Origin of the sequence: Streptomyces sp. NBC_01241 (genome assembly GCF_041435435.1) — a bacterium.
In the GTDB taxonomy this organism is placed as follows: Bacteria; Actinomycetota; Actinomycetes; order Streptomycetales; family Streptomycetaceae; genus Streptomyces.
Genome location: NZ_CP108494.1, coordinates 759498 through 786345, shown reverse-complemented (window position 1 = coordinate 786345; position 26848 = coordinate 759498). Strand labels below are relative to the sequence as shown.

The following is a 26848-nucleotide window of genomic DNA, read 5'->3' as shown; positions in this document are numbered from 1 at the left end:
GGACACCCTCGTCACCGCACTCCAGGAGACCCCACCCTCATGCTCGACAGACTCGACCTGCTGGTCATCGGCGAATGCGTCGCCGACATCGTCCGGCTGCCGGGTGCGGCCGATCAGGTCCACCCGGGAGGCAGTCCGGCCAACGTGGCGTACGGCCTGGCCCGGCTCGGGTACGGCACCACCCTGCTCACCCAGCTCGGCCCGGACGGCAACGGACGGCTGATCAGGGACCACCTGGCCGCTGCCGGGGTCGAGGTCCGCACGGACGGTGCCACGGCGCCCACCCCGTCCGCCGCCGTGACCCTGGACGACGGCGGCCGGGCCGCGTACACCTTCGACATCACCTGGACGCTCGCCCCGGTGACCCCGGACCGGCCGCCGCACCATGTCCACACCGGATCCCTCGCGACGGTGATGGCACCCGGTGCGGCCACCGTCCTCGCCGCCGTCGAGTCGCTGCGGGCGGCCGCGACCGTCAGCTACGACCCCAATGTGCGACCCGAACTGATGGGGGACCACGACGCGGCCGTCCGCCAGGTGGAGCGCTGCGTCGCATTCAGCGACGTGGTCAAGGCCAGCGACGAGGACCTGGAATGGCTCTACCCGGGCCGGGACGCGCGGGAGGTCGCTGAGCGGTGGCTCGCCAGTGGCCCGGCCCTCGTCCTCGTCACCCGGGGACGCGACGGTGCCCTCGCCGTCCTTCCCGGCGGGCAGGTGACGGTCGACGCGCTGCCCGCCGACGTGGTCGACACGGTGGGGGCGGGCGACGCGTTCATGTCGGGCACCCTGCACGCCCTCGCCGCGCACGGACTGCTCGGCGCGGCCGGCCGTGAACGGCTGCGTTCGCTGGACCGGGCCACCGTGACCGAGGTCCTGCGCCACGCCGCGGCCTGTGCCGCCGTGACCGTCGCACGGGCCGGCGCCAACCCGCCGGACGAGGGGGAGTTGAAGGCGGCCCTCGCCCGGAGCTGAACACGACGGTGCCGCAGGGTCTGCTCCGAGCTCACCGGAGTCCGGGCACCGCCGGACGCGGCGTGCGGTCGCCGTCGAGGAACTCGACGACGGCGAGAGCGAACAGCGCGCACAGTGCGATGCACACGGTGACCAGGCCCGTCGGCCGGTCCCACACGACAAGGACCGCGGCGGCCACCACGACCACCGTCCAGTTCAGCCAGGCCCTGGCCCGGTGCACCCAGCTGCCGACCGGGCCGCCGGTGACACCGGCCGCGTCCCGTACCGCACCGATGCCGCCGCTCCACATGGCCTCGACGCGGGTGGCGGCGCGGCCGGCCCCGGTGAGCCACGCGGCGAGCGCCACCACGATGCCGAGCGTGATCACCACCCGTACCAGGGTGCGTGCCGGGCCGGCCAGGGCGTCGAAGACGGAACCGGCGGCCGGCTGGGACACGTCGGGCGGGAGGCTGTCGAGATAGAACGCGCGGCCCAGCCACATGGTCACCGCGAGCACCGCGGCACCCGCCGCGATCGCGAGCGCCGCCGTGACCAGGGCGCGTCGGCGGCGTACCGCGAGCAGCACCCCGCCCGCGGCCAGGACCAGGGTGACCGGCGGCAGCCAGAAGCCGAGGATCTGGAGTGCCCGGAACCCCTTCTTGGCCTTGCCGACCGCGTCGGAGGTCAGCACCGTGAAGTCGGTGTGGATCTCGGGGATCTTCGCGGCGATCGTCAGCCCCCGGTCGACGAGGCGTTGTTTCACCCGGTCGATGACGGGCGCCAGGTCGATGGTGACGGTGTCGTTCGTGAGCTTCACGGCCCCGTTGCCGCTGCCGGTCAGTGCCTTGAGCGCCGCGGACTGGGCGGCCCGGTTGAGATCGGTCCAGATCGTCGCGAAGGCGTCGCTCGTGACGAACTTCTCCACGGTTTCGTGGACGAAGCCCGTGACGCCCGTGGTGAGGGGGCCGCTCAGGCGCGTGAGCGCCTTGTCGACCACCGGCCGGTCCGCGGGGGCGACATCGGCCAGTAACGCCTTCACGTCGAGGTGCTTCATGACGGCGCCGGTGACGCGGTCGCTCACCGCTGCCTGCACATCGGGATCGGAGGCGAGGGGCGCCATCATCGCCACATAGTTGTCCGTGTCGCCGATCTGGTTCTTCGCCCAGGTGGACACGATGCTCAGCGGTGTGAGGACGGCCGCGACGAGGATGAGCAGCACGGCGAGGAACGAACGGGCCCGCAGCCGGTGCCGCGCCGGGGCACGGGCCTCCAGTGCCGTCACCCGGGCGCGCAGCGCCTCCAGTTCCGTCGGTTCCGTGCGCGCGTCGGGGGATTCCGACCGGTTGTCGTCCGCTTCCATGACCCAAGGGGATGCTCCACCGGTGCGCACAGCGCGGTGGGCTGCTGCGGACGGGTGAACGCGCGCACCGGACGTGCCGCGCGGATCGGTCCACCCGGCCCATCGGTGACCCGTTCGGCCCAGTGAGCGCATCCTCGCCGGGGCTACTGCCGTTCGACAACCGTTAGGCGTGATCGATTACGGCGGAGGGGGCGGAACATGGGGCGGGCGGACATGGATGTCGCGGTGACGGGAATGGGGCTGGTGACTCCGGCGGGCGCGGACGAGCACACCTTCTGGGCGGGACTGTGCGCCGGCGTGTCCGTGGCCCGGCACTGCGACGAACTGGCGGGGCTGCCCGTCGATTTCGCCTGTCCGGTGGACGGGATCGATCTCGACGAGGCCGTCGGCGGACGCGCGGTGTGGCGGATGGCACGGTTCGTGAAGATGGCGCTGGTCGCCGCCCGGCAGGCGGTGGCGGACGCCGGGCTGTCACCGCAGCGGTGGGACGGCGGCCGGGTCGGCGTGGTGCTGGGTGTCGGTGTGGGCGGGGTGTCCGCGCTCGTCGACAATGTGCGCAGGCTGGACGGCCAGGGACCGGAAGCGGTGTCGCCGCTCCTGGTCCCGATGATGATGCCCAACGCGGCCGCCGGGGAGGTGGCCATCGCGTTGCGGGCGTACGGCCCGAGCCTGGCACCGGCCACGGCGTGCGCGTCCGGGGCGACCGCGATCGCCGTGGCCCGCGACCTGCTGAGGAGCGGCCAATGCGATGTGGTGGTGGCGGGCGGCGCGGAATCCGTCCTGACTCCGCTGGTGGTGAGCGCCTTCGCGGGCATGGGTGCGCTCTCCCGGCGGAGCGGCGATCCGGCCGGGGCATCGCGGCCGTTCGCCGCGGACCGGGACGGATTCGTGATCGGTGAGGGAGCCGCCGCGCTCGTGCTGGAGCGGACACCCGCCGTGTACGCCCGCGGCGGGCGGCCGCGCGCCCTGCTGACCGGTGCGGGCTCCGGCACCGACGCCCATCACCCCACGGCCCCCGCCCCGGACGGAGCCGGGCCGCGCAGGGCCGTGGAGGCGGCGCTGCACGAGGCGGGCTGGGCGGGCCACGAGATCGATCACATCAATGCGCACGGCACGTCGACGCCGCTGAACGACGCGATGGAGACGGAGCTCATCGCGGACCTGTTCCCGCACCGGCCGTCGGTGACGGCGCCCAAGGGCGTGCTCGGGCACACCCTCGCGGCCGGCGGGGCGATCGAGGCGGTGGCCACCGTACTGACCCTGGAGCAGGGTCTCGTCCCGCCGATCGCCAACCTGGACTCGCTGCCGGACGGGTTCGACCTCGACTGTGTGGTCAAGGAGCCCCGCACGCAGCACGTCGAGCGGGCGCTCAGCCACTCCTTCGGATTCGGCGGGCACAACGTCGCGCTCGCCTTCCAGCGCGTCGAACCGGACGGTCCGCGGCGCACGGCCCCCGGTGTCCTCGCCGTCGGCTGAGTCGTTCTTGTCGCATGACCGCAACGATCGACGGCCCCTCCACCGAACCGTCCACGGACCTCCTCACCGCTGTGCTCCTCGGCGACAACTACCGCCGCGAGCACGGCTTCTGGCAACGTCTGATCAGCACGGAACCGTTCCGCCGCCCGGAGCGCCGCACGCCTGGTGAGCGCCTGGGCCTCACGTACGAGCGGCTGCGCGTCCTCAACGACTGCCTCGACAGCGGCGCCCGGCTCGCCGCCGACCCACGCGCCCTCGCGGCCCTGCACGAATGGCTCGGGCCGGTCGATCCGGCACTCGCCACGGTGGCGGGCATCCACTACAACCTCTTTCTCGGCACCCTCCTCGACCACGAGGGCGACACCCGGCGCGATCTGTCGGACTTCCTCCGGCTGCGCAGCATCGGCACCTTTCTCTGTACGGAGGTGGCGCACGGCAACGATGTGGCGGCCGTCGAGACCGTGGCCGCCTACGACCGCGCACGCGACGGTTTCGTGCTGCGCACCCCGCACGCCGGCGCCCAGAAATTCATGCCCAACACCAGTACGGCGGGCGGCCCCAAGACGGGGCTCGTGGCCGCCCGCCTGCTCGTCGACGGGACGGATCAGGGGGTCTTCCTCTTTCTCGTGCCGCTCACCGATGCCGTACGGGCCCTGCCCGGTGTACGGGTCCGCAGGCTTCCCGCACGCATGGGGAGCCCGGTGGACCACTGCCTGACCTCCTTCGACCAGGTCTTCGTGGGGCGCGACGCGCTGCTCGGCGGGGACCACGGACGCATCGGCGACGACGGCGGGTTCAGCAGCACCGTCGGCAACCGGAGGCATCGGCTCCGCATGTCGATCGGGCGCGTCACCTCCGGGAAGATCTCGATGAGCGCGTGCGCGGTCGGCTCCGCGCGCGCGACACTCGCCGTCGCCGTCCGCTACGGCGGCCACCGGTACATCTCCGGGCCGCGCGGCTCGCGGCCGGTACCGGTGATCGCCCACCGCAGCCACCACGGCCCCCTCGCCGTGGCCATGGCGACCGTGTTCGCGATGAGCCTGCTGCACCGCCGGGCCCTGGACCGCTGGGAGCGGCGGGAGGACGGCTCGGGTGCGGGCCCGGAGGAGGCGGAGCGGCTGGTCGCCGTGGCCAAGGGGTGGATCACCTGGCGGGCCAGGTCCGTGATCGTCGAATGCCGTGAACGGTGCGGCGCCCAGGCGCTCCTGGAGAACAACGGCATGAGCGAACTCCTCACCGGAGTGGAGGGCGCCATCACCGCCGAGGGCGACAACCTGGCCATCCACGCCAAGGCGGCCGCGGAAATGCTCTTCGCCACCGAACCCGCCGGGTGCGCAACCCCTTCCGGCGGAGCGTCCGGTGATCTCGCCGACCCACGGTTCCTCGGCGGCCTCCTGGCGGCCCTGGAGGGGATCTGGTTCGGCCGGGCCAGGGAGCGGATGGGCCGCGCACCGCACGGCGATCCGCTGGGGCGGTGGAACGCCGCGGCCGGGCCCGCCCTGCGCGGCGTCGAGGCCCACGCCCACCGGCAGGCGGCCGAGGCGTACGCGGACGCGGTGGCCGGTCTGCCGGACGGGCCCGCCCGGGAGCAACTCATCACACTGCAACGACTGTTCGCGCTCGACTGGATCGCCCGGAACAGCGGCGACCTGCTGGCCGCAGGTCATCTGACAGGTGACCAGGTCAATGCGCTGCCCGCGGCCGTGGATCAGCTCATCACTGCCGTCGCCCCCCGGTTGCCCGCCCTCGTCGACGCCTTCGCGCTGCCGCAGGAACTGCTCGCCGACTGGCCCATCGCGGGGGCCGACTACATCGACGCGTACGACGACTCGGCGGCCGCCTGGCAAAGACACGGCGGCCCGACGACGGTTCAGGGACCTCGATGAGGGCCGTGACCAGGACCGGAACGGGCCCGCGCACCGGCCGGGTACGGGAGGCGGCCGGAACCCTCGGCGTCCGGGTCGTGCTGCTCGCCTTCTGGGGTACGGCGGCCGTCCTGGCCCGGTGGTGCGGACCCCCGCGGAAGGACGGTGCCGAATCGGTTCGCCACAAGGCGTAACTGGAGGCACGCCACCCAGTTGATCCGGCGTCGGGACGATGCCCCGCCGTCCTCGGCAGCCGTACCGAATGATGGAGAGGAAGCTCATGAGTGCGATTCATCCCAAGATCACCGAGGTGCTCACACACACCTTCAAAGTGCCCGCCGCCGAGATCCGCCCGGATTCCACGATGGACAGCCTGGAGATGGACTCCCTCGCCGTCGCGGAGTTCGCCGTCCTCATCAGGGAGACGGCGGGCGCCGGCGGGGACTTCGACAGGCTCCCCAAGGACGCCACCCTCGCCGACATCACGCGCTTCATCGACGCGACAGCGGGCCGCGGGACGCCGGTGAGCGGCTCGGCGTCGGTGAGCAACGCCCGATGAACAGGCCCGCCGTTGCTGTCACCGGCCTGGGAATGATCACCCCGGTCGGCAACGACACCGAATCCACCTGGCAAGGTGTGTGCGCCGGAGTCTCGCCGGTGCGTACCGTCGCGGCACTCGAAGGATGCGCGATCGACTTTGCCTGCACCGTCGACGGAATCGATCTGGACGCCGCGATCGGCGGCCGTACGTCCTTCCGGATGGGGAGGTACGTCAAGTTCGCCGTCCTCGCCGCCCGGGAGGCGGTCGCCGACGCCGGACTCGACCCCGTGCGGTGGGAGGGCAGCAGGGTCGCGGTGGTCGTCGGCACCAGCAGCGGGGGCTCCGCCTCGCTGACCGAGCAGGCCGTCGTACTCGACCGGCACGGACCGGACGCCGTCTCGCCGTCGGGCATCCTGCTCACCATTCCGAACATGCCGGCGGCCGAGATCGCGATCCAGTTGCGGGCCACCGGTCCCAGCATGGCACCCTGCACCGCGTGTTCGTCCGGTGTCACCGCCCTGTCCGTCGCCCGCGATCTCCTGGTCACCGGGCAGTGCGACATCGCGATCGCCGGAGCCACCGAGTCGATCGTCTACCCGGCCGCCATGGCGGGGTTCGCCCGGTCCGGAGCCGCGGCCCGGGCGCACGGCGACCCGGCCAGGCGGTGCCGGCCCTTCTCGGCGGACCGTGCCGGGCTGGTCATGGGCGAGGGCGCCGCCGTCATGGTGCTGGAACGGGCGGCCGACGCCGCGGCCCGGGGCGCCGGAGCCCGGGCGCTGCTCGCGGGCACCGGCGCCACCACCGACGCCCACCACCCCACCAGCCCGCACCCGTCCGGCGCGGTCGCCCAGGCGGCGGTCGAGGCCGCGCTGCGCGACGCGGGCTGGGCGGCCGAGGACGTCGAGCACGTCAACGCGCACGGCACGGCGACGTCCATCAACGACGCCACTGAGGCCGCCCTCATCGGCCGGGTCTACCCGCACCGGCCGCCCGTCACCGCCCCGAAGGGCGTACTGGGGCACTGCATGGGGGCGGCCGGAGCGATCGAGGCCGGACTGACCGTCCTCACGCTCCAGCGCGGAGTCGTACCGCCGATCGCCAACCTGGACGCCCCGGCACCCGAGTTCGACATCAACTGCGTCACCGAAGAACCGCTGCGGCTGCCCGTCCGGCGCGCCGTCAGCCACTCCTTCGGCTTCGGCGGACACAACGCCGTGATCGCTCTACAGCGTCCGTAGGCATCAGGCAGGTGGTGCGACGGGCAGCACAGCCCGGCGTACCACCGGCCACACCGCCCATGAACTGCGCAGACGCGCGTGATAGCTTGCCTGGGCCAGTCGAACTCCACGTAGGAGTCAGGGAATCCGGTGAGAATCCGGAACTGACGCGCAGCGGTGAGGGGGACGGGCGGGGCCACGGCCACTGGGAACCACCCTCGGGTGTCCTGGGAAGGCGTCCCGTCCGACAGAACCCGAGTCCGAAGACCTGCTGGCGGCTGCGCCCGGTACCGGGCGCAGAACTCCGTACAACGGGCTCCGCGCATGGGCCCAGAGACGCAGAGGGACTCCGTGCCGTCCATATCCAGCCCCGTCCGCACCATCGCCCTGCTCACGACGGGACTCGTCCTGCTGACCGCCTGCGGCGGCGGAACGAGCGACTCCGCCGCGAAGTCCGGCTCCGCCGACGGATATCCCGTGACGCTGAAGAACTGCGGACGCACCGTCACCGTCGAATCCGCGCCGCGCCGCGCCGTCTCCGTCGACCAGGGGTCGACGGAGATCCTGCTGTCGCTCGGCCTCGCCGACCGGCTGGCCGCCACCGCGACCTGGACCGACCCGGTGATGAAGGGCCTGGAGAAGGCCAATGCCAAGGTCCCCAGGATCGCCGACAACCGGCCCTCGTCGGAGAAGGTCCTCGACCAGGAGCCCGACTTCATCAGCGCGTCGTTCGAGTCGACCCTCGCCAAGGGCGGCGTCGCCCCCCGCGAACAGTTCGAGGAACTCGGCGTCCCCACCTACGTCTCGCCCGCCGACTGCACCGGCAAGGACAACAGCGGCGGCGGCGACGGAGCCCGTACCGAGCCACTGACCATGGACAGCGTCTACGGCGAAGTGCGCGACCTGGCAAGGGTGTTCGGCGTGCAGGAGCGCGGCGACACGCTCGTGGCGCGGCTGCGGGCCCGGGTACAGAAGGCGACCGGGTCCATCGACGCCTCCGGTGCCACCCTCCTTTACTGGTTCTCCGACTCCAAGGCCCCGTACCTGGCCGGCTGTTGCGGAGCACCCGGGATCATCACCGGGGAACTCGGCGCGAAGAACGTCTTCGACGACACACACGAGGAATGGCCGCAGATCAGCTGGGAGACCGTTGCCGACCGCAACCCCGACGTCCTGGTCATCGGCGACCTGACCCGCAAGGCACAGACCGCCGAGAGCGCCACGAAGAAGATCGAATTCCTGGAGTCCAACCCCGTCACGAAGAACATGGACGCCGTCAGGCACAAGCGGTACATCCTGCTGAGCGGCCAGGCCATGAACCCGTCCATCCGGACGGTCGAGGGCGTGGAACGCGTCGCCGCCGGGCTGCGCACGTTCGGGCTCGCGGGGTGACGGACACCGGGCGGACCACGGCGGCGGACGCACGGCGCGCCTGCGAACCGACCGCGCGGGGCGGGGACGGTGTACGGAAGCTGCGTGGCGAGGACGGTGTATGGAAGCTGCGCGGCGGGATCCTGTGGGCCTGCGGCGTCGCGCTGCTCGTGCTGTCCGTCGCAGTCGCCGTCACCGTCGGCCCCGCCCGAATCTCCGTCGCCGACGTCTGGTCCACGGTGGCCGCCCACCTCGGCTGGGGCCGGACGCGGCTCACCCCGATCCGGGACGGCATCATCTGGAACCTGCGCATGCCGCGCACCCTGCTCGCGGCGGTGTGCGGCGCCGGGCTCGCGGTGTGCGGCACCGTCATGCAGTCCCTGCTCCGCAACCCGCTCGCCGACCCGTTCGTCCTCGGCGTCTCCTCCGGTGCGTCGACCGGCGCGGTCGTGGTCGTCGTCCTCGGGGTCGGTGGGGGAGCGGTGTCGCTCTCGGCCGGCGCGTTCATCGGCGCACTGTGCTCGTTCGCCCTCGTTCTGCTGCTGAGCCACACCCTGGGCGGCACGACCGACCGGGTCGTTCTCTCCGGTGTGGCCGCCATGCAGCTGTTCTCCGCGCTCACCTCCTTCGTGGTGATGACCTCCGCCGACGCCGAGCAGACCCGCGGGGTGCTGTTCTGGCTGCTCGGCTCGCTCAGCGGGGTCGGCTGGACCGATGTGTGGGTCTGCTCAGCCGTTCTCGTCCTGACGCTGCTGGTCTGCCTCGGACACGCCCGTACGCTCGACGCCTTCGCGTTCGGCGTGGACGCCGCCGCCGCGCTCGGCGTCCAGGTCGCCCGCACCCGGATCGTGCTGCTCTGCACGACCGCGCTGCTGACCGCCGCGCTCGTGAGCTCGGCGGGCGCCGTCGGCTTCGTCGGACTGGTACTGCCGCACGCCGCCCGGGCACTCGCCGGCTCCAAGCACCGGCGGCTGCTGCCGGTCACCGCACTGGCCGGAGCTGTGTTCCTGGTCTGGGTCGACACGCTCGCCAGGACGGTCCTCGATCCGCAGGAGGTGCCGGTGGGTGTCGTCACCGCGCTCATCGGCGTGCCCGCGTTCGTCCTGGTCCTGTACCGCACCCGGAGGATCACATGACGGGGGGAGCGACGGACGGGCTGCGTGCCGAGCGGGTCGGCCGGGCGGCGGGCGGCCGCCTCATCCTCGACGGGGTCCACCTCGCCCCGCCGCCCGGCGCGACCGTCGGGCTGATCGGACCGAACGGCTCCGGCAAGTCCACCCTGCTGCGGGTGCTCGCCGGGGTGCTCGCCCCGGAGACGGGCGTGGTCACCCTCGACGGCCGGCGGCTCGACGAGATCGGCCGCCGGGCCGTGGCCCAGCAAGTCGCCGTGGTCGACCAGCATGCCGTCACCCAGGTCGAGTTGAGCGTCCTGGACGTCGTGCGCCTCGGGCGCGTCCCGCACCGCAGGGCCTGGTCGGCGCCCGGCCGGGAGGACGACGACGCGGTGCGCGAGGCCCTCGAGCGGACCGGTCTCGCCGACCGGGCCGGCCAGTCCTGGCACACCCTCTCCGGAGGCGAGCGGCAACGCGTCCAGATCGCGCGCGCACTGGCTCAGCAACCACGTGAACTGCTCCTCGACGAGCCGACGAACCACCTCGACATCCAGCACCAGCTGGAACTGCTGTCACTGATCACCTCGCTGCCCCTCACCTGCGTGATCGCACTGCACGACCTCAACCTGGCCGCGATGTTCTGCGACCGGATCGTCGTCCTGGAGGAGGGACGTGTGGTGGCCGCCGGAACCCCCACCGAAGTGATCACCGAGGAACTCATCGCCGACGTCTACCGGGTGCGGGCGCTGGTCACTCCGGACGGCCCCGACGGGCGGCCCACGGTGCGCTTCCTGCCGGAGCCCTGACGGCGAGAGAGCGGGCCCCGGCACCTCACGGGGCCTGCCCCTCACTCGCGTTCTCGTGCGGCTGTCGGCCGCTCTGCGCGGGGGTCAGCGGCGGCGCCCTCGGCCGGACTCGCCACCCATGCCCTTGCCTCCGATGTCTCCGCCCCCGATGCTCTTGTCGTCCGCGTAGTCGATCTGTTCCTTGCGGAGTTCGGCGGAGACCTCCTTCTGCTCGGTCACCTTCTTGGTCTCCATGCGCACCCGCTCGACCGGCACGGTCTCCTTGCGCGTGGTGGCGCGCTCGGCGTGCAGGGTCACCTCGACATCCTGCTCGCGGATGTCCGTGGGCCCCGTCGCCCTGTCGCCGGGCCGCAGCGGTTCACGGATGACCCGTACCTCTTCGTGCATCACCGGCACCGTCCTGGTCACGTTCTCGGTGACGACGTACTTGTGCAGGCGTGCCTTGCCGCTCTCGTACTCCTCGGTGCCGACGAGCAGTTGCTCCTCGCAGCGGATCAACTCCTCCTTGCCGCCGAGGTCCGCGGCGGACCGCTCGGCACCCGCCCCGGCGCCGACGAGGGGCCGGGCCGTGCCGGCCGTCCCGGTGTCGCGGTGCCTGCCCGGACCCGTACCGGTTCCCGCGCCGGCCATGCCGGTCGTGCCCGACGTGGTGGTGCGGGAGGTGTCCGTACCGGAGGCGGAGGTGCCGGCCGCGCCGACGGCTCCGGTGCCGGCGGCTCCCGCCGCGCCCGCGGCCGTGGTGCCGGTCCCGGACGTCGTGGTGCCGGACCGTCCGCCGAGCCGGGTGGTGGTGTTCCTGGCGAGGCCGTAATGGCGGTAGAGCTCCTCCTCCTCCGCCACGGACAGATGCGCGTCCGCGTCCACCCGGGGGGCTTCCTTGACGCGGTCCTTCGGATGCGTGATGTGCAGGTCGGAGCCCACGCGACGGGCCCCGGCGAGCGGCACGAAACTCTCCTTCATGCCGAACAGGCCGGTTTTCACCGTGATCCAGTCCGGGCGGCCGGTGTTGTCGTCGACGTACACCCGGCCCACACTGCCGATCTTCTCGCCCGCGGTGTCGTACACCGTCAGGCCGTCGAGCTCTCCGGAATCCGTGAAACCGTCAGCGGCTCCCATGGCCGATCCCTCCTCGCCCGGGCGCGTCCTGTGGCTGGATCCATCAGGGGAGGCGCGTCCGATTTCCATCGCGCCTCACCCGGATGGACGCTGCAACCTCCCCGCCTGCGCAACCCGGCCGTCACATGCGCGGCGCTTCGGCGCTGGCCGCCCGTCACGGCGGTGCGGACACCACCTTCCCGTTAGGCCAATCGAGTGAGTGTGAAGGGTGTGCGCCCGTTAGTGAACTCCTGACCGTGCGGAGAAAGCATGCCTGCGGGCGGCCCGCTTTCGCGCCGACGCCACCGCTGCGACCTGTCCCGCCACCGCCTGTGAGCAGCACATTCGCGCCGCGGAGGCGAATTCGCGGCAAACCCTTGACACCCGCTGGGGGCGCCCGCATCCAGAAAACGCAACGGTGTCGCTGGGTGACCGACTCCTATGCCCACGACGGGGTACGGGCCGACGCCGAGGCGCTGGACCGGCTGATCGCCATGGCCCGGGACGAAGCCTGACCGTCCGTACCGGGGTGGGGCACCGCTCGGGGGCGCCCTGCCCCGGCGCATATGATCGACCGGCCAACTGCCGACCGTCGTCCTGCCGCGCCACCGGGGGTGCCCCATCAGTTCCGTACGTATCCGGCTGCCCCAACAACGCGGCGAACTGCTGACCCGGCGCGAGGACGGGGAGGACCTGCACCATCTGGTGTGGCGGCTGGGGCACGGGTGGCGGGTGTGCAGCAGTGCCGTGCTCGGCGGCGGCATCGGCCCGCGCGACTGGATCCTCAACGCCCAGGTGCCCGGCGGCTATCCGCGTATGGACCCCGACCGCCACCTCGCCCTGATCGCCGCCGCGGAACACCTCACGGGACCCGGTGCCGGGCTGATGACGGCTGCCGATGTCACCGCGTACACGGTCGCCGACGACGAGGGCGTCACGGCCACCGCCACCTGCGGACTCGGCGTACGCGGCTGGGCGGCCACCCCCGCCGAGGGCACCGGCGGCCCGCCTCGGCCCGGCACGGTCAACATCGTCGTCACACTTCCCGTGCCGCTCTCCGACGCCGCACTCGTCAACGCCGTCGCCACGGCCACCGAGGCCAAAGTCCAGGCACTCCTCGACGCGGGACTCGACTGCTCGGGCACCCCCACCGACGCCGTCTGCGTCGCCGCCCCCTCGCCGGGGCCGGACCTCGGCGAACCTTTCGCGGGACCACGTTCGCGCTGGGGCGCGCGACTCGCCAGGGCCGTGCACGCTGCCGTACTCGACGGTGCGCTGCGGCAATCCTGAGAACCCACCGCGCCGCGAGCCGACCGGGGTGCGGCCGATCAAGGGAGTCCCTCATGTCCTCAAGCGCTGCCAACGCCACCCCGCAGCGGCCGACCGTCGCCGTCCTCGGAACCGGGATCATGGGGTCCGGCATGGCCCGGAGCCTGCTGCGGGCCGGACTCGACGTCCGGGCCTGGAACCGGACGCAGGCCAAGGCGGCCCCGCTCGCCGCCGACGGCGCCACGGTCACGAAGACGGCGGACGAAGCAGTACGCGGCGCCGACGTCATCCTCACCATGCTCAACGACGGCCCCGCCGTCGCCGCCACGCTCGTCGCCGCGGCGCCGGGGCTCCACACCGACCAGGTGCTGCTCCAGAGCTCGACCGTCGGGTTCGAGGCCACCGCCGATCTCGCCCGGCGCGCCGCGGACCTGGGTCTGGTCTACCTCGACGCGCCGGTCTCCGGCACCAAACAGCCTGCGGAACAGGGCGCGTTGACGGTCTTCGTCTCCGGCCCCAGCACCGTCCGGGCGACGGTGGACCCCGTGCTGGAAGCGATCGGGCAGCGCACGGTCTGGGTCGCCGAGGTCCCCGGAGCGGCGTCGCGGCTGAAACTCGTGGTCAACACCTGGGTGATCAACCTGGTCAACAACATCGCGGAATGCCTCAACCTCGCCGAGGGCCTGGAGATCGACCCGCAGACCTTTCTCGACGTCATGAAGGGCGGCCCGCTGGACTCCCCGTACCTCCAGGGCAAGTCCGCCGCGGTCCTCTCCGGCGACCTCACCCCCAGCTTCACCCTGTCCACCGCGCTCAAGGACACCCGCCTCATCCTGGACGCGGCGGAGAAGTCGGGGGTGCGGCTGGACCTGGTCGCGGCGTCGGCCGGCCGATTCACCCGCGCCGAGGCGGCAGGGCACGGCGGCGAGGACATGATCGCCACCTACTACGCGGGCCGCGCCCCGGAGAAGGAGAGCCACTGAGCCCGCCGGCCGGTCCTCCGGGTGCCGGAGCGATCCGCTCCGGCACCGCAGGCCCCCGCGAGGCCGCCGGACCACCCGCACCTCGTGCCGGACCACGGCGCCGCACAGGTTGAACAGGCCGAACAGGTCGAACAAGTGGCCGCGAGATCGCCGGGATCACTCCTCGACGAACATTCCACTGCGGAGCTTGTGCAGAATCCTGTTGATCAGCCGGGACACATGCATCTGCGAGATGCCGAGCTCCGCGCCGATCCGGGACTGTGTCATCTCCTGACCGAATCGCATGTCGACGATGCGGCGCTCACGTTCGTCCAGACCGCCCAGCAGCGGCGCCAGCGCATGCAGGTTCTCCACCGTTTCCATGGCGGGATCCGGACCGCCCAGGACGTCGGCGAAGGTGCGGGCCGCCGTATTGCGCCGACTCGCGTCGGCCGGATCGGCCGGAATGTCCAGCGAACCCGCCGTGTATCCGTTGGCCGCCACGATGCCCTCGGTGACCTCTCCCTCGCTCAGCCCCAACTGCTTGGCGAGTTCCGGGACGGTGGGCTCGCGGTCGAGGTCCGTGGTGAGGCACTCCTTGGTCCTGGCGATGTCGACCCGCAACTCCTGAAGCCGGCGCGGGACATGCACCGCCCAGCTGGTGTCGCGGAAGAATCGTTTGATCTCGCCGGTGATGTACGGGACCGCGAACGAGGCGAACTCGACCTCGCGGGAGAGATCGAACCGGTCGATGGCCTTGATCAGCCCGATGGTGCCGACCTGGACTATGTCCTCCATGTCGCCGCCGCCCCGGCTCCGGAACCGCCCGGCGGCGAACCGGACGAGGGAGAGGTTCATCTCGATGAGGGTGTTGCGCGCGTACTGGTGGGCCGGGGTCCCCTCCTCCAGGACCCGCAGACGATCGAAGAACAGCCTGGACAACTCCCGCGCGTCGCAAGGCGCGACCTTTGCCGCGTCCTCGATCCACGGCAGACTGCCGCTGTCCGCGGCAGCCTCCGCGAACCCCGCCATCTCCGTCGGCTCCACGGCAACCACCCTGTACCTTCCGGTTCCTGTCGGCATGTCGGCCCGCGTCGACCGTGCGCCCTCCGCCCGCTCCGCACCGGCGGTCCGCGCAGTGTGCGCCGTCATCTCGTCACGCTCCCCTGGTCGTAGGCCATGAGGTACATGCGTCTGCCCCGGCGGGAGGTTCCCATGCGGAAAAGGGGGAAGTTGATCAGGTCACACCGCAGTAATGGCCGGCAATCGCCGTGATCGGCCGTCGTGTTCGTACGGAGGTCGGACGGGCCGGGCAGCAAAACCGCCCCACCGGTACGGGGGAGCCCGGTGGGGCGGTCGTCTCCAGACTGCCACAGCCGACGGTGCAATGGGGACCGATCGACGCATATCCAGCGGTAGTTGAGTCGAAATCGATGGCGGCCCGACTCGGGGCCGCTGCCCGGACGGGGCAGTCGCGAGGGTAGCCGACGATGGTGTGCGTGACCGCGGGGGAGTCCTCGGTGGTGTAGTAGTGACTGCTGAGTCCCGAGAACCGGGCCGTGTCCCCCGCTTCCAGAAGGTGCGGGACGTCGTTCACCACCAGTGTCACCCGGCCGGACATCACCAGCACGTACTCCACCGAGTCCGCACCGTGCGAGCCGACTTGGCTCCGGGCCTGCGGATGAAGCCGGGTCCGGTAGATCTCGATGCGGCCCTGTTCGTGGCCGGAGAACAGCAGATTGCCCGAGGGTCTCGTCGTCGGGTTCGTCCAGCGACGTGGCGTGGACGATCTCCGGGCCGAGCAGCGGCTGACGGAGCAGCTGGAGGACCGGAACGTGCGGTCGACCCGCGGTGGCGACCAGCAACGCCTGACGATCCGGAGGAACGGCTCGGATCCGCCCCGGCGTACCCGCCCCCGGCGTACCCGACCTCGGGCACTCGGCGGACGGGGTCGGGTGCTGGGATCATGGGCGGAGCAGGGGAAGATGCGATCAATGGGGGGCGTCATGATTTCCGAGCCGGAAATGGCGGGCGAACCGGGCGGAGTCGGGGGCGGCGAGGCGCAGGACGGGGGAGTGTCCGGCGAGGTGCTGGACTCCTTCGGTCGGCGGCACATGGACTTCGGTCAGGGGTATATGAACTTCGGCCAGGGGGGCATGGGGGAGCCGCGGCCACGCAGGCCGTGGCGGTGGGCGCTGGGCGGAGCCGTGGTGGCTTCGGCCGTGTGGGCGGCGGCGCTGCTCCTGTTCCCGTTCCCATGGGGTGACCGACGACCGGACATGCACGGATACCGGTTGAACGAAGCCCCCTGCCCGGCGCTGCCGCTGAAGGCGATCGGTGCGGCGATCGCACCGAGGGAGTCCACGGGTGAGGGGGAATCAACGGGCAAGGTGGAATCAGGGGTTCTGACCGACCCGGCGCTGGATCAGGTCAGGTGTTTCATTCCTCTTCGTTCCTCCGCCAGGCCGAAGCGCTCTCTGAAGCGCTGGTCCACCGGCTACTCCGTCGGCGTCATGGTGGAACTGCACAAGAAGACCGACCCCGCTGCCGAGTTCGAGGCGAAGCGCGGGGTGACCGATTTCGGCGTTGATCCCGGCGTGAAGGTGGAGGTGGTCTCGGACCTCGGCGACAAGGCGTATCTGCTGACCTCGGACAACGGCATCGCGGAACTGCGCGTACTGGAGGGCGGCGCGGTCCTCTCGCTGTCTCTCTCCTCCTCCCTGCAGTACGAGGACGACCTCGGTGGAGCGCCGGTGGGTGACGGACCGGACCTCCCCGATCTTTCCCCGTACCAGTCCGCGATGATCAGCGACATGCGCGATCTCATGGACCGCCTCAAGCGCTGACGGACATGCAGGAGTTGAAGGGATCAGGCCCGTTCGTGTTCCCGCTGGCCGCTCCCACGTCGCAAGCGGGCAGCGGCCGGCCGGTACCGGCAAAACGGCGTGCGTAAGGACTTCGGTGCTGTCAGGATGCGCCGGTGAACCGTGAAGAGATGTCCAGGCTCGCCCATGCCGAACACCCGATCAAGTCCCCGCTCGACGACGAATCGGTGCGACAGCTCCTGGCGCGTGGCGCCCCGCGCGGGGACGAGCGGGTGCTCGACCTGGGCTGCGGCGGCGGAGAGTGGCTGCTGCGTGCCCTGACCACGCACCCGCGGCTGTTCGCCGAAGGCGTCGACACCTCCGAGGACGCCCTTCGGCAGGCCCATGAGTCCGCGAGCCGTTTCGGAGTCCAGGAACGCCTCGCACTGCACCATCAGGACGCCGCGCAGTTCCGTTCCGCGCACCCGTTCGACCTGGTGCTCAGCGTCGGGGCCGCGCATGCCTTCGGCGGACTGGTGCCCACGCTCGCGGCGGCGCGCACACATCTGGCTCCGGGTGGACGCGTTCTGATCGGTGACGGCTTCTGGGAACGTGAGCCGTCGCAGGAGGCCATCGAGATGCTCGGCGACTTCACCGACCTCGCGACCACCCTGGACCACGTCGCCGCCGACGGGTGGACTCCGGTCCACGGTCACGTCAGCACGCGCCGCGAACTGGACGACTACGAGTGGTCCAACTGGGGCTCGCTCGCCTCCTGGGCCCTGGATCACCCCGACCACCCGGACAGCCCGCAGGTGCTGGAGACGGCCGCGGCCCGCCGCACCGAATGGCTGCGTGTCTACCGGGACACCTGGGGATTCGTCACTCTGGTCCTGCGACGTACAGCCGACTGAGCCACGGCCGGTCTCCGGGATCTTCCAGGCCGACCCGTGACTCGCCGTCAAGAAGACACGTAACTCGCTTAGGCTCTCGTTGTGAAATTCGGCGTGAACATACTCAATTTCGGTGTCGGAACCACCCCGGCAAGCCTCCTCCAACAAGCTGTGGACGCACGTGAGTTGGGGTACTCCTTCGCGATGATCTCCGACCACATCGCGGTCACCCCCGATGTGCACGAGACGTATCCGGCCCCGTTCTACGACCAGTTCGTGCTCGCCGCGCACATCGCCGGACGGGTACCCGGTCTGGCGCTCGGTACGACCGTCACCGTGATCCCGTACCGTCACCCGCTGCAGACGGCCCGGCTCGCCGCCAATATCGACAACCTGAACGCCGACGGGTTCATCCTCGGTGCGGGGATCGGCTGGTCCGGGGCCGAGTACGACGCGCTGGGCGTGCCCTTCGCCGAGCGGGGGCGCATCACCGATGAATATCTGGCCGCGATCCGGGCCGCCTGGGCCGAGGACCCCGTGACGTTCCGGGGTGACTACGTCTCTTACGAAGGCGTACGGACCGCGCCCGCGCCGGCCTCCGCTCCCGGCCTGCCCGTCTGGGTCGGTGGCAATTCGGCCGCCGCCCAGCGCCGCGCCGCCCGGCTCGGTGAGGGCTGGCACCCGTACCGGCTGCCGCTCGACGCGATCCGGGCCGGGCTGCCGTTGATCAGCGAGGAGGCCGAACGCGAGCAGCGCCCCGTTCCCGCGCTCGTGCCCCGGCTGCAGATCCGCGTCACCGACGCCCTCCTCAGCGGTGAACGTCCCGCCGGACATGGCACGATCGACCGGATCCGGGCCGATCTGGCGGAGCTCGGCGAGCTGGGCGCCACCCATGTGCTGCTCGACGTCAACCCGGACACACCCGCCGAGCGCGGCACCGCGGGCGACGACCGGAGGCTTCTCGAACTGCTGGTGAACAAGGTCGTGGACCCGGTCACGGGTGGAGTCCGCTGAACAGCGTGGGAGAAGTGGGAGAAGCGGGGGGCGCGCGAGACGGCACGGAGGTCGTCACGGCGAGTATTGCGGACCGATGAACACCCCGGCGTTACGGGAATACACGCACGCGAAGGCGCCTTTCTGCTGCTGTGGCGAGCGGTGACCGGCCCGGGTGCCGTGCACGGTCACCGCCAGGAAACATCAACCGGGAGAGAGGAAGCTCATGCCCAAGGCGTACGTGTTCACCCGCAACGGCGGACCGGAGGTCGAGGCCCTCGTCGAACAGGATGTGCCGGTGCCCGGTCCCGGCGAACTGCTCGTCGCCGTCCGGGCGGCCGGGGTCAACCCGGTCGACTGGAAGCTGCGTACGGGGTACATCAGGCCCGGCAGCGAGCCCCAGCCGTTTCCCACCGTGTTCGGCAGCGAGGCGGCCGGAGTCGTCGAGGGCGTGGGCCCGGACGTCGAAGGATTCGCGGTCGGGGACGAGGTCTTCGGCAACCCGGTGACCGGCGGCTACGCCGAGTACACACTGCTTCCCGTCGCCGTGACCGCGCACAAGCCGGCCGGTCTGTCGTTCGCCGACGCGGCTGTGCTGCCGGTCGCCGCTGCCACCGCGTACGACGGTGTGCGCCAGCTCGATCCAGCCCCCGGCTCGACCCTGCTGATCACCGGGGCCGGAGGCGGGGTCGGTGTCTTCGCGGTCCAGCTCGCCCGCCACGCCGGTGTCCATGTCATCGCCGCCGCGAGCGCGGCCAAGAAGGACTTCGTCGAGTCGCTCGGCGCGGTGCACGTCGAATCCGGCCCGGGTCTCGCCGACCGGGTGCGGGCGGCGGCGCCCGACGGCGTCGACGCGATCTTCGACCTGGTCGGCGGCGACACCCTCAGGAGCGTGGCCCCGCTCCTCGCCGACCCGGCGACGCTGATCAGTGCCGGGGGCAAGCCCCTGGCGGTGGAGCTCGGCGGGGCGGCCGTCGCCCGCGCCCGTACCGCGGCTGTCCTCGACGAGGTGGCGAACCTCGTCGTCGCCGGAGTTCTGCGGACGCATGTGACCGCGACCTTCCCGCTCTCCGGGGCGGCAGAAGCACTGCGTTCCGTGGAGAGCGGACACGCGCGCGGGAAGACAGTGATCGAGGTGGACGCGTGAGTGCTCCGCGTGCCGCCGCCGGTGACGCGCACCCGCTGGACAACCCGGTCCGCGCCGTGCTGACCGGTCCGCACGCCCACTTCGCCGAGCACCGCGGCCGCGTCCTGCGCTACCCGGCGGACGTGGCGCCCTGGGGCGCGGTCCCGGACCCGACCGAGGCCGCGGACCGGGCCGACGCCGCCGGCCTCGCCGGACCCGGTGGCGCCATCACCCTCGGCGTGCTGTTCGCGATGCTCCGCGACGGCACCTTCTACGCACCCCGAACCCCACGCCTCGCTTGACGAAAGACGACAGGGGCCCCCGCGACCCGGCTGGACTGTCCCGGGAACGCCGGCGCGGGGCCGGCGGTCCCGGGAGAAATGGGCTGTGACGATCGGGTTCCGGCGCCGGCCGGCGACGCGAGGAGTGACGCTCCCGGGTACGGACGCGGGGGAGGCGGCCGGCTTCGCCGATCGAGGAGGACCGCCTGGTCGGCGGCGACATCTACGAGGTCGTCCAGTCGCCCTACGGCACCCGGGTGATCTTCGGGGACGTCCAGGGCAAGGGCCTCGCCGCGCTCGGGGTGTTTCGGGAAGCGGCCATTCGTGAGCCGACCCTGACCGGTGTGGCCGACGCCCTGGGGGATGCCTCGCCCGGCACAACGCCTTCTCCGCCCAGACCGGGGACGTCGAACGCTTCGTCACGGCCCTGGTGATGCACCACCGATCCGATGCCCCGCGGATCCGACGCCCCGCCGATCCAATGTCCCATCGGGACTTTTGTCGCGGCGGGACATTTTGGGTGTACGGTGCACTTATGAATCCGGAACGGAAGACCCCGGAGCGACGGAGCCGCAAGGCCCGCAGGACCCGGGACGCACTGGCGCAGGCCGCGTTCGAGCTCGTGCTCGACCGGGGCCTGAAGAATGTGACGGTCGAGGAGATCGCGGAACGCGCGGACGTCGACCGGCGGACCTTCAGCCGGTACTTCACGAGCAAGGAAGCCGCCGTCCTGGACTCGATCCGGGGCGACGGCGACCGGATCAACGACGCCCTGCGCGCCCGCCCCGCCGACGAGCCCCCGCTCACCGCCTACCGGCTCGCCGTCCTCGACTGGCTGGACGACCCCGACGCGCAGGCCTGGCACCGGCGCGCCCGGATCTTCGACGTGCTGGTTCTCGCCGAGCAGGAACCGACCCTCTACGCCGCGTTCCACCACATCCGGGTGGACGCGCAGGAGGACTCGATCGTCATCGTCGCGAACCGGCTCGGAGTCGACCCGCGGCTGGACATCCGCCCCGCCGTCACGGTCGCCGCGGGCGCCGGAGCACTCCTCGCCGCCCAGGCGGCCTGGGTCCGCGGCGGGCAGCCGGAAGGCCTGCCCCGACTGGTCGCGCAGGCCTTCGACGCCCTCTCCGGCGACCTGCTCACGCAGCTTCCCGCCGGGCCGGCGCCGCACCGCACCACGGAAGGAAACGCACGCTCATGAGCACCCCCCTCACCCCGGCCGACCAGGAGTTCGCCGGCCGGACCGCCCTCGTCACGGGCGGCGCCTCCGGCATCGGCCTGGCCCTGGTCCACCGGCTGGCCGCAGGCGGCGCGTCCGTCGTCGTGGCCGACTACGACGAGGCCAACGCCCGCAAGGCCGTCGCCGAACTGGAGAGCGCCGGCGCCAAGGCCGTCGCAGTCGCCATGGACGTGACCGACCCCGTGTCCGTCGAAGCGGGCGTCCGCTTCACCGTCGACACGTTCGGCGCCCTGCACCTCGCCGTCAACAACGCGGGCATCGGCGGTCCGAGCAACACCACCGGTGAGTACGCCATCGAGGACTGGAACCGGGTCGTCGCCACCAACCTCAGCGGCGTCTTCCACTCGATGCGCTACGAACTCCCCGCGATCGTCGCGGCGGGCGGCGGCGCCGTCGTCAACATGTCGTCGATCCTCGGCACCAACGGCTTCGCCGGATCGCCCGCGTACGTGGCCGCCAAGCACGGTGTCGTCGGCCTCACCAAGACCGCCGCCCTCGAATACGCGGCACAGAACGTCCGGATCAACGCCGTCGGCCCCGGCTTCATCGACACACCGCTGCTGCGTGACACGGACGGCCCGGCCCGCGACCACCTCATCTCGCTGCACCCGGCCGGACGCCTCGGCACGGCCCAGGAAGTCGCCGAACTCGCCGCCTTCCTGCTCTCCGACCGCGCCTCCTTCATCCACGGCAGCTACCACCTGGTGGACGGCGGCTACTCCGCTCCGTGAGCGACGGACAGGCGGTAACGGGGGCAAGCAGAGAAACACAAAGAGTCAGGAGACCCCATGAAGGCCGTTCAGTACCGCACCGTCGGCGCGGCACCCGAGGTCGTCACCGTGCCCGACCCGGAGCCCGGCCCCGGCCAGGTGCTGCTCAAGGTCACCGCCGCAGGTGTCTGCCACTCCGACATCGCCGTGATGAGCTGGCCCGCCGAGCAGATCCCCTTCCCGCTGCCGCTCACTCTCGGCCACGAGGGCGTGGGCACCGTCGCGGCGCTCGGCGACGGAGTGAGCGGCCTCTCGATCGGCGAGCCCGTCGCGGTCTATGGCCCCTGGGGCTGCGGTACGTGCGTCAAGTGCGCCGAGGGCAAGGAGAACTACTGCCTTCGGGCCAAGGAACTGGGCATCACCCCGCCCGGACTGGGGTCGCCCGGTGCCATGGCCGAGTACATGATCGTCGATGACCCGCGCCACCTGCTTCCGCTCGGCGGCCTCGACCCGGTCCAGGCCGTACCGCTCACCGACGCAGGCCTGACCCCGTACCACGCGATCAAGCGGTCCCTGCCCAAGCTGGTACCCGGTGCCACCGCCGTCGTCATCGGCACGGGCGGCCTCGGCCACGTCGCTATCCAACTGCTGCGCGCCATGACGGCCGTCCGGGTCATCGCCCTGGACGTCTCGGAAGACAAGCTCGCCCTGGCCCGCACCGTCGGCGCCCACGAGACCGTGCTCTCCGACGAGCACGCGGCGGCGAAGGTACGCGAGCTGACCCGTGGCGTCGGCGCGCAGGTCGTCCTCGACTTCGTCGGAGCACCGCCGACCGTCGTCACGGCCGGGGCCGCGGCCGCCATCGACTCGGACGTCACGATCGTCGGCATCGGCGGCGGCGCGCTGCCGGTGGGCTTCGGCTCCCTGCCGTACAACACGACGGTGACCTCCCCGTACTGGGGATCGCGCTCCGAACTCGCCGAGGTGCTCGACCTGGCCCGCGCGGGATCGGTCGAGGTGCACGTCGAGACCTACACGCTGGACGAGGCGCCGCTGGCCTACGAGCGGCTGCACCACGGCAAGATCAACGGCCGCGCGGTCATCCTCCCCAACGGCTGACCTCCGGGGCCTCACCCGCCAGGACCGTGCGGGCCGTCGCACTGCGCGACGGCCCGCACGGTCGTTCTCGCGACGGATGCGCGACGCCGCCACCCAATTGCCGTTCGGTGTAAGTCTGTACGGATGGAATTCGTCGCGCTGATGACGCTGCCGGACTCGTGATCGGGCTGACCTTCGTCGCCCTCCTCGATCAGCTGATGCTGCGGGCGGGTCGGGCGGGTCTGCTGCCGTGGCGCAACAGCGCCCGCCAGGGCCAGGTGTCGGCGACCGGGTCCGAGCAATTGCACGGGACCTTCTCGCCCGGCAAGCAGAGCGAGCTCAAGGAGCACCGGAGCGCCCTGCTGCTGCGCGACGACGAGGAGGACGGCGCCCCGCCCCACCGGTCCACCGTCGACCTCGACGGCGCGGCCACGCCGTCATCCGTCTGCCCGCTCACAAGGCCTGACGGGGCGGGTCTGCCCCGCGGCGCAGCACCGAGTCCGCCAGCCCCGCCCCGCACTTCTGCAACAGGCTGTACGCGAGAACCGGCAGGAGCACCTGTGGGCTGCTGGGCAGATTGGTCGCCGCCAGCACCGCACCGGCGCTGCTGTTGTTCATTCCGCAGCTGAGCGTGATCGCCACGGTGTCCGCGCGGTCGGCCCGTACCGTACGGGCCAGACACCAGCCGATCACGAAGGAAGCCGCGCACAGCGCCCCGGCCACGACGACGGCCGCGACCAGCAGCGCGGGCCGCGGGTGGAACAGAAAGCCGCCGAGCGCCCCGCAGGCGTTGCTGTACGTGAGCAGCACCGCGTCGACGAGTCCGAGCAGCCCCAGCCACGGCAAATGCCGTTCGAGTACGTGGCGGGGCGTCATCCGTTGGACGGCCAGACCGGCGACGCACGGCACGACGACGCTGATCACTGCGAACGCTCCGCCGTCCGTCGCGGCCATGCGCGACAGATCGTGGGCGTAGTGGCCACGCGTCACCGTCGAGGCCACCGAGAGCATCAGCGGGATGGTCAGCGGACTGAGCAGCGTGGAGGCGAGCACGATCCCCACGACCAGTGAGTGGTTGCCGCCTGCCCGGCCGCCCCAGACCGTGGCACCTGCCGCGACCGGCATGGCTCCCACGAGCGCGAGCCCGGTGATCAGCCCGCTGCAGCCGTCCGTATCGGGGAGTCGCCCCAGCACCGCGGCGAGACAGGGCAGCAGGGCCAGCGGAATGAGTGTGTTGGCGGCCGTTCCCACCAGCAGTGACAACGGCCGGCGGACGAGCCGCGGCAGCTCCCCGGCAGGCACCCGTAACGCCGCGGTGAAGAGCAGATGGGCCAGCAGGAGCGACGGCAGGGTGAGCTGCGTACGGGCGCCTCCGGGGACGGGCACCGCGGCGAGGTGAATCCGCCGCAGGGCCAGTCCTGCCCCCGGCAGGAGCGCGGCCGCCGCGTATGCGGTCACCGTCACCCAGGTCAGCCGGCGTTGGAGGAGCGAGAGCACACGCGGCACCACCGGCGGACGGACGACACGGGCGGCACGCAGGGGAGACATGAGGGGCATCGCACGGGACCTCGATGAGGGTGGACCTGAACGGACCGGTCACTGCGGGAGCGGCAGTGCCTTCCGTATCAGCGCGGTCCCGAGCCCCACCCAGACCGCGGCGAACAGCCATCCGGCGAGCACATCCGTCGCCCAGTGCACCCCCAACAGGATCCGGCTCAGGCCGACGGCCGCCGCCCAGCAGATCACCAGGGCGGCGACGGCGGTACGGAGAGAACGCGGCCCCGTCCTGCCGCGCGTCCGGAGACCGATGGCCGTGAGCAGCAGGCCGGCCATCAGCGCGGACGTCGTCGCGTGCCCGGAGGGGAAGGCGAAGCCGGAGGCATGCGTGGCCCAGTCGCCCAGCGGTGGGCGGGGCCGGGCGATCAGCTCCATGAGACCGTAGCGGACACCCTGTGCGAGCAGCAGGAAGGCCAGGGCGCCCACCGCGTACTCCAGCCGCCGACGGGTGCCACGGCCCGCGATCAGCCCGGCGATCACCGCCGCCGCGTACGGAAACACTCCGGTGCCGGTCGCCGTGACGGCCCGAGCGGCCGCCACGAGGCCCGACGGCCGGTGCCGCAGCGACCAGTCATGGGCGGCCCGGTCCAGGGCGGGCGGGGAGCCGTGCCGGGCGGTCAGGACGAGAGCCGCCAGCCCGACGAGTCCGAGCAGCCCGACAAGAACGGCTCCCAGCGGTGCACGGAGCCGTAAGCCCATGGGTCCGGACCGGCCGCGCGCGAGCGTCGAAGCGCCCTCGGTCACCGGTTCGCCACCAGGGGACGCAGTGGGCTTTCGCGCAGCCGGACCACCACCGGGGCGCAGCGCCGCGCCGCGATCGTCAACGGCCAGGCGACGAGCGCGCCCGTGACCAGCCCGATCAGTACATCGTGGGGGTAGTGCACACCGATCCACACCCGGGACGCCGCCATCAGCAGAGCGGCGGGCACCGCGATCGCCCCGAGTCTGCGATCGGTCAGCCAGATGGCCATCGCGGCGGCCGCCGCGATGGCGGCGTGGTTGCTGGGGAAGGACCAGTCACCGAGCGCCGGACAGGCCTCCACCGTGACGACATGCAGGGTCTGGCACGGCCGCTGTTCATGGAACGCCGACTTCACGAGATCGTTGACGATGTAAGCGGCCACCACGACGAGCGGGGTGCAGAGCGCCATGGCGGTACGGGCGGGGCCCGAGGAGCGCGAGCGCCACCAGGACATGACCATCAGCAGGGCGAACAGGGCCAGTCCGTAATCCGACCAGACGCGGATCGCGGAATCCAGCGCGGCGGGGGAGCGCTGGGCCAGCTCGGTGATCCAGGTGTACAGGCCACCGTCGATCGAGGTGGCCGTGGAGGCGAGTGGCATCAGCTGTTGTCTCCTTCTGCGGTGCGCCGGCCGCGGGAGCGGAGCAGTTCGGCGGCGAGGGGAATGAGGGAGACCACGACCACGACAGCGACGATCGGCAGCAGATAGCGGTCGACGTTGGGCACCGAGGAGCCCAGCCCGTACCCGGCGAGGACCAGCCCCACGGTCCAGACCACCCCGCCGACGATCTGCCACAGCGTGAACAGCCCGGCCGGGATGTTGAGCGCTCCGGCCAGCGGGTTGAGCACCGTGCGTACGACGGGTACGAAGCGGGCCAGCACGATCGCCCGGGCGTGGCCGTACCTGCCGAGCAGCTCCTCGGCGCGAGCGGCGCCCTCGTGCAGCCGCTTGGCGCGGCTGCGGGCGAGCAGGGCCCGGCCACCGCGGCGGCCGATCCAGTATCCCGCCTGCGCGCCGAGCAGCGCGCCGGCCACGGCGGCGATCAGCACCTGCGGCAACGACAGCTCGACCGGCCCGTGGGTGCCCGACACGCAGAGGAGGCCCGCCGTGAAGAGCAGGGAATCGCCGGGCAGGAAGAAGCCGACGAGCAGTCCCGTCTCGGCGAAGAGCACGACGGCGATGCCGAGCGCACCGAACGCTCCGAGCAGTGAACCTGCGTCCAGCACGTTCACCGCTTGTGGCGCGGCCGCCAGTGAGAATACGGACACGGTGGAAGGTCTCCCATAATGGTGAGCGGGCGACCCGACGGAACGCCCGGACTGACTACAGTGATGTAGACGGTCTACGTCACTGTAGACGCCCGAAGGGGGAG

The 26848-nt window shown here is 71.7% G+C and carries 27 protein-coding genes, 3 pseudogenes and 1 riboswitch; of the genes and pseudogenes, 22 read left to right on the top strand and 8 right to left on the bottom strand.

The features are described 5' to 3' along the window. Positions 1-39 precede the first annotated feature (39 nt). Positions 40-972 carry a carbohydrate kinase family protein gene (locus OG306_RS02960; protein WP_266907444.1) on the top strand — a complete coding sequence of 311 codons (933 nt, stop codon included), beginning with the start codon at positions 40-42 and terminating at the stop codon, positions 970-972. Positions 973-1003: 31 nt separating this feature from the next. Here the strand turns inward: OG306_RS02960 and OG306_RS02955 are convergent, their stop codons facing one another. Further along, positions 1004-2311 (bottom strand): hypothetical protein, encoded by a 1308-nt coding sequence (locus OG306_RS02955; RefSeq protein ID WP_266744484.1) that lies wholly within the window; start codon positions 2309-2311, stop codon positions 1004-1006. Positions 2312-2509: 198 nt separating this feature from the next. Here OG306_RS02955 and OG306_RS02950 point away from each other — a divergent pair, with 198 nt between their 5' ends. From OG306_RS02950 to OG306_RS02915, 8 genes are all read left to right on the top strand, one after another. After that, a complete protein-coding gene (locus OG306_RS02950; protein ID WP_266744483.1) occupies positions 2510-3787 on the top strand; it encodes a beta-ketoacyl-[acyl-carrier-protein] synthase family protein in 1278 nt (425 codons plus the stop codon). Between the two features lie 14 nt (positions 3788-3801). After that, positions 3802-5673: an acyl-CoA dehydrogenase gene (locus tag OG306_RS02945; RefSeq protein ID WP_371665095.1), complete on the top strand. Its 1872-nt coding sequence runs from the start codon at positions 3802-3804 to the stop codon at positions 5671-5673. Between the two features lie 5 nt (positions 5674-5678). Next, positions 5679-5846: a hypothetical protein gene (locus OG306_RS02940; protein ID WP_327350028.1), complete on the top strand. Its 168-nt coding sequence runs from the start codon at positions 5679-5681 to the stop codon at positions 5844-5846. 86 nt (positions 5847-5932) lie between these two features. After that, positions 5933-6211 (top strand): acyl carrier protein, encoded by a 279-nt coding sequence (locus OG306_RS02935; RefSeq protein ID WP_266744482.1) that lies wholly within the window; start codon positions 5933-5935, stop codon positions 6209-6211. Beyond that, positions 6208-7431 (top strand): beta-ketoacyl-[acyl-carrier-protein] synthase family protein, encoded by a 1224-nt coding sequence (locus OG306_RS02930; RefSeq protein WP_266744481.1) that lies wholly within the window; start codon positions 6208-6210, stop codon positions 7429-7431. Before OG306_RS02935 ends, OG306_RS02930 begins: the two co-directional genes overlap by 4 nt. Before the next feature lie 79 nt (positions 7432-7510). Continuing rightward, positions 7511-7700: riboswitch (cobalamin riboswitch) on the top strand. A 61-nt stretch (positions 7701-7761) separates the two neighbouring features. Next, positions 7762-8802: an ABC transporter substrate-binding protein gene (locus tag OG306_RS02925; RefSeq protein ID WP_266744480.1), complete on the top strand. Its 1041-nt coding sequence runs from the start codon at positions 7762-7764 to the stop codon at positions 8800-8802. Positions 8803-8882: 80 nt separating this feature from the next. Further along, the gene (locus OG306_RS02920) at positions 8883-9917 is read left to right on the top strand and encodes a FecCD family ABC transporter permease (protein ID WP_266752054.1); all 1035 of its coding nucleotides are present in this window, start codon (positions 8883-8885) and stop codon (positions 9915-9917) included. Then, positions 9914-10699, top strand: coding sequence for an ABC transporter ATP-binding protein (locus OG306_RS02915; protein ID WP_266744479.1), 786 nt, complete (start codon positions 9914-9916; stop codon positions 10697-10699). Before OG306_RS02920 ends, OG306_RS02915 begins: the two co-directional genes overlap by 4 nt. Before the next feature lie 84 nt (positions 10700-10783). Here the strand turns inward: OG306_RS02915 and OG306_RS02910 are convergent, their stop codons facing one another. Continuing rightward, on the bottom strand, positions 10784-11815 hold the full coding sequence (locus OG306_RS02910) for a PRC and DUF2382 domain-containing protein (RefSeq protein ID WP_266744478.1): 1032 nt from the start codon (positions 11813-11815) through the stop codon (positions 10784-10786). Between the two features lie 356 nt (positions 11816-12171). On the opposite strand from OG306_RS02910, the gene OG306_RS02905 reads away from it, so the two are divergent. The 3 genes from OG306_RS02905 (at position 12172) to OG306_RS02895 (ending at position 14046) form a co-directional block, all read left to right on the top strand. After that, on the top strand, positions 12172-12309 hold the full coding sequence (locus OG306_RS02905; protein ID WP_266752731.1) for a hypothetical protein: 138 nt from the start codon (positions 12172-12174) through the stop codon (positions 12307-12309). Positions 12310-12376: 67 nt separating this feature from the next. Further along, a complete protein-coding gene (locus OG306_RS02900) occupies positions 12377-13084 on the top strand; it encodes an adenosylcobinamide amidohydrolase (protein ID WP_371666207.1) in 708 nt (235 codons plus the stop codon). Positions 13085-13137: 53 nt separating this feature from the next. Continuing rightward, positions 13138-14046 carry an NAD(P)-dependent oxidoreductase gene (locus OG306_RS02895; protein ID WP_266744477.1) on the top strand — a complete coding sequence of 303 codons (909 nt, stop codon included), beginning with the start codon at positions 13138-13140 and terminating at the stop codon, positions 14044-14046. 156 nt (positions 14047-14202) lie between these two features. Here OG306_RS02895 and OG306_RS02890 read toward each other — a convergent pair whose 3' ends face one another. Further along, complete coding sequence (locus tag OG306_RS02890; RefSeq protein WP_371665094.1) at positions 14203-15177, bottom strand: SigB/SigF/SigG family RNA polymerase sigma factor; 975 nt, start codon at positions 15175-15177, stop codon at positions 14203-14205. Between the two features lie 85 nt (positions 15178-15262). Next, positions 15263-16033 (bottom strand): cupin domain-containing protein, encoded by a 771-nt coding sequence (locus OG306_RS02885; protein WP_371665093.1) that lies wholly within the window; start codon positions 16031-16033, stop codon positions 15263-15265. On the opposite strand from OG306_RS02885, the gene OG306_RS02880 reads away from it, so the two are divergent. From OG306_RS02880 to OG306_RS02835, 10 genes and pseudogenes are all read left to right on the top strand, one after another. Then, a complete protein-coding gene (locus tag OG306_RS02880) occupies positions 16032-16871 on the top strand; it encodes a hypothetical protein (protein WP_266744476.1) in 840 nt (279 codons plus the stop codon). The two genes, OG306_RS02885 and OG306_RS02880, sit on opposite strands and share 2 nt — an antisense overlap. Before the next feature lie 134 nt (positions 16872-17005). Beyond that, a complete protein-coding gene (locus tag OG306_RS02875; RefSeq protein WP_266744475.1) occupies positions 17006-17743 on the top strand; it encodes an SAM-dependent methyltransferase in 738 nt (245 codons plus the stop codon). 93 nt (positions 17744-17836) lie between these two features. Continuing rightward, positions 17837-18736 (top strand): TIGR03619 family F420-dependent LLM class oxidoreductase, encoded by a 900-nt coding sequence (locus OG306_RS02870; RefSeq protein ID WP_266744474.1) that lies wholly within the window; start codon positions 17837-17839, stop codon positions 18734-18736. 205 nt (positions 18737-18941) lie between these two features. After that, positions 18942-19862 carry an NADP-dependent oxidoreductase gene (locus OG306_RS02865; protein ID WP_266744473.1) on the top strand — a complete coding sequence of 307 codons (921 nt, stop codon included), beginning with the start codon at positions 18942-18944 and terminating at the stop codon, positions 19860-19862. Next, positions 19859-20077, top strand: a pseudogene (locus OG306_RS02860) (GNAT family N-acetyltransferase); the annotation flags it as partial. The gene OG306_RS02865 and the pseudogene OG306_RS02860, both read left to right, overlap by 4 nt. A gap of 233 nt (positions 20078-20310) precedes the next feature. After that, positions 20311-20558, top strand: a pseudogene (locus OG306_RS02855) (serine/threonine-protein phosphatase); the annotation flags it as partial. A 99-nt stretch (positions 20559-20657) separates the two neighbouring features. Beyond that, the gene (locus OG306_RS02850; protein ID WP_266744472.1) at positions 20658-21329 is read left to right on the top strand and encodes a TetR family transcriptional regulator; all 672 of its coding nucleotides are present in this window, start codon (positions 20658-20660) and stop codon (positions 21327-21329) included. Further along, positions 21326-22099 carry an SDR family NAD(P)-dependent oxidoreductase gene (locus tag OG306_RS02845; protein WP_266907448.1) on the top strand — a complete coding sequence of 258 codons (774 nt, stop codon included), beginning with the start codon at positions 21326-21328 and terminating at the stop codon, positions 22097-22099. The genes OG306_RS02850 and OG306_RS02845 overlap by 4 nt, the downstream gene beginning before the upstream one ends. 57 nt (positions 22100-22156) lie before the next feature. Beyond that, complete coding sequence (locus OG306_RS02840; protein ID WP_266907450.1) at positions 22157-23197, top strand: NAD(P)-dependent alcohol dehydrogenase; 1041 nt, start codon at positions 22157-22159, stop codon at positions 23195-23197. A 123-nt stretch (positions 23198-23320) separates the two neighbouring features. Then, positions 23321-23642, top strand: a pseudogene (locus tag OG306_RS02835) (DUF6191 domain-containing protein). Here the strand turns inward: OG306_RS02835 and OG306_RS02830 are convergent. From OG306_RS02830 to OG306_RS02815, 4 genes are read right to left on the bottom strand one after another with little or no spacing between them, the layout of a single operon-like run. Then, complete coding sequence (locus OG306_RS02830) at positions 23630-24724, bottom strand: bile acid:sodium symporter family protein (protein ID WP_266744469.1); 1095 nt, start codon at positions 24722-24724, stop codon at positions 23630-23632. The pseudogene OG306_RS02835 and the gene OG306_RS02830 sit on opposite strands and share 13 nt — an antisense overlap. A gap of 48 nt (positions 24725-24772) precedes the next feature. Next, entirely contained in the window at positions 24773-25477 is a 705-nt protein-coding gene (locus OG306_RS02825; protein WP_327259522.1) for a phosphatase PAP2 family protein, read from the bottom strand. After that, on the bottom strand, positions 25474-26076 hold the full coding sequence (locus tag OG306_RS02820) for a phosphatase PAP2 family protein (RefSeq protein WP_266744467.1): 603 nt from the start codon (positions 26074-26076) through the stop codon (positions 25474-25476). Before OG306_RS02820 ends, OG306_RS02825 begins: the two co-directional genes overlap by 4 nt. Continuing rightward, the gene (locus tag OG306_RS02815) at positions 26076-26744 is read right to left on the bottom strand and encodes a DedA family protein (protein ID WP_266744466.1); all 669 of its coding nucleotides are present in this window, start codon (positions 26742-26744) and stop codon (positions 26076-26078) included. Before OG306_RS02815 ends, OG306_RS02820 begins: the two co-directional genes overlap by 1 nt. Between the last annotated feature and the right edge of the window lie 104 nt (positions 26745-26848).

Bases quoted from the DNA above. Each gene is read 5' to 3' on its own strand.
- OG306_RS02960 (WP_266907444.1), top strand. From the start codon at position 40: ATGCTCGACAGACTCGACCTGCTGGTCATCGGCGAATGCGTCGCCGAC.
- OG306_RS02955 (WP_266744484.1), bottom strand. From the start codon at position 2,311: ATGGAAGCGGACGACAACCGGTCGGAATCCCCCGACGCGCGCACGGAA.
- OG306_RS02950 (WP_266744483.1), top strand. From the start codon at position 2,510: ATGGGGCGGGCGGACATGGATGTCGCGGTGACGGGAATGGGGCTGGTG.
- OG306_RS02945 (WP_371665095.1), top strand. From the start codon at position 3,802: ATGACCGCAACGATCGACGGCCCCTCCACCGAACCGTCCACGGACCTC.
- OG306_RS02935 (WP_266744482.1), top strand. From the start codon at position 5,933: ATGAGTGCGATTCATCCCAAGATCACCGAGGTGCTCACACACACCTTC.
- OG306_RS02930 (WP_266744481.1), top strand. From the start codon at position 6,208: ATGAACAGGCCCGCCGTTGCTGTCACCGGCCTGGGAATGATCACCCCG.
- OG306_RS02915 (WP_266744479.1), top strand. From the start codon at position 9,914: ATGACGGGGGGAGCGACGGACGGGCTGCGTGCCGAGCGGGTCGGCCGG.
- OG306_RS02910 (WP_266744478.1), bottom strand. From the start codon at position 11,815: ATGGGAGCCGCTGACGGTTTCACGGATTCCGGAGAGCTCGACGGCCTG.
- OG306_RS02895 (WP_266744477.1), top strand. From the start codon at position 13,138: ATGTCCTCAAGCGCTGCCAACGCCACCCCGCAGCGGCCGACCGTCGCC.
- OG306_RS02890 (WP_371665094.1), bottom strand. From the start codon at position 15,177: ATGACGGCGCACACTGCGCGGACCGCCGGTGCGGAGCGGGCGGAGGGC.
- OG306_RS02880 (WP_266744476.1), top strand. From the start codon at position 16,032: ATGATTTCCGAGCCGGAAATGGCGGGCGAACCGGGCGGAGTCGGGGGC.
- OG306_RS02885 (WP_371665093.1), bottom strand. From the start codon at position 16,033: ATGACGCCCCCCATTGATCGCATCTTCCCCTGCTCCGCCCATGATCCC.
- OG306_RS02865 (WP_266744473.1), top strand. From the start codon at position 18,942: ATGCCCAAGGCGTACGTGTTCACCCGCAACGGCGGACCGGAGGTCGAG.
- OG306_RS02850 (WP_266744472.1), top strand. From the start codon at position 20,658: ATGAATCCGGAACGGAAGACCCCGGAGCGACGGAGCCGCAAGGCCCGC.
- OG306_RS02845 (WP_266907448.1), top strand. From the start codon at position 21,326: ATGAGCACCCCCCTCACCCCGGCCGACCAGGAGTTCGCCGGCCGGACC.
- OG306_RS02840 (WP_266907450.1), top strand. From the start codon at position 22,157: ATGAAGGCCGTTCAGTACCGCACCGTCGGCGCGGCACCCGAGGTCGTC.
- OG306_RS02830 (WP_266744469.1), bottom strand. From the start codon at position 24,724: ATGTCTCCCCTGCGTGCCGCCCGTGTCGTCCGTCCGCCGGTGGTGCCG.
- OG306_RS02820 (WP_266744467.1), bottom strand. From the start codon at position 26,076: ATGCCACTCGCCTCCACGGCCACCTCGATCGACGGTGGCCTGTACACC.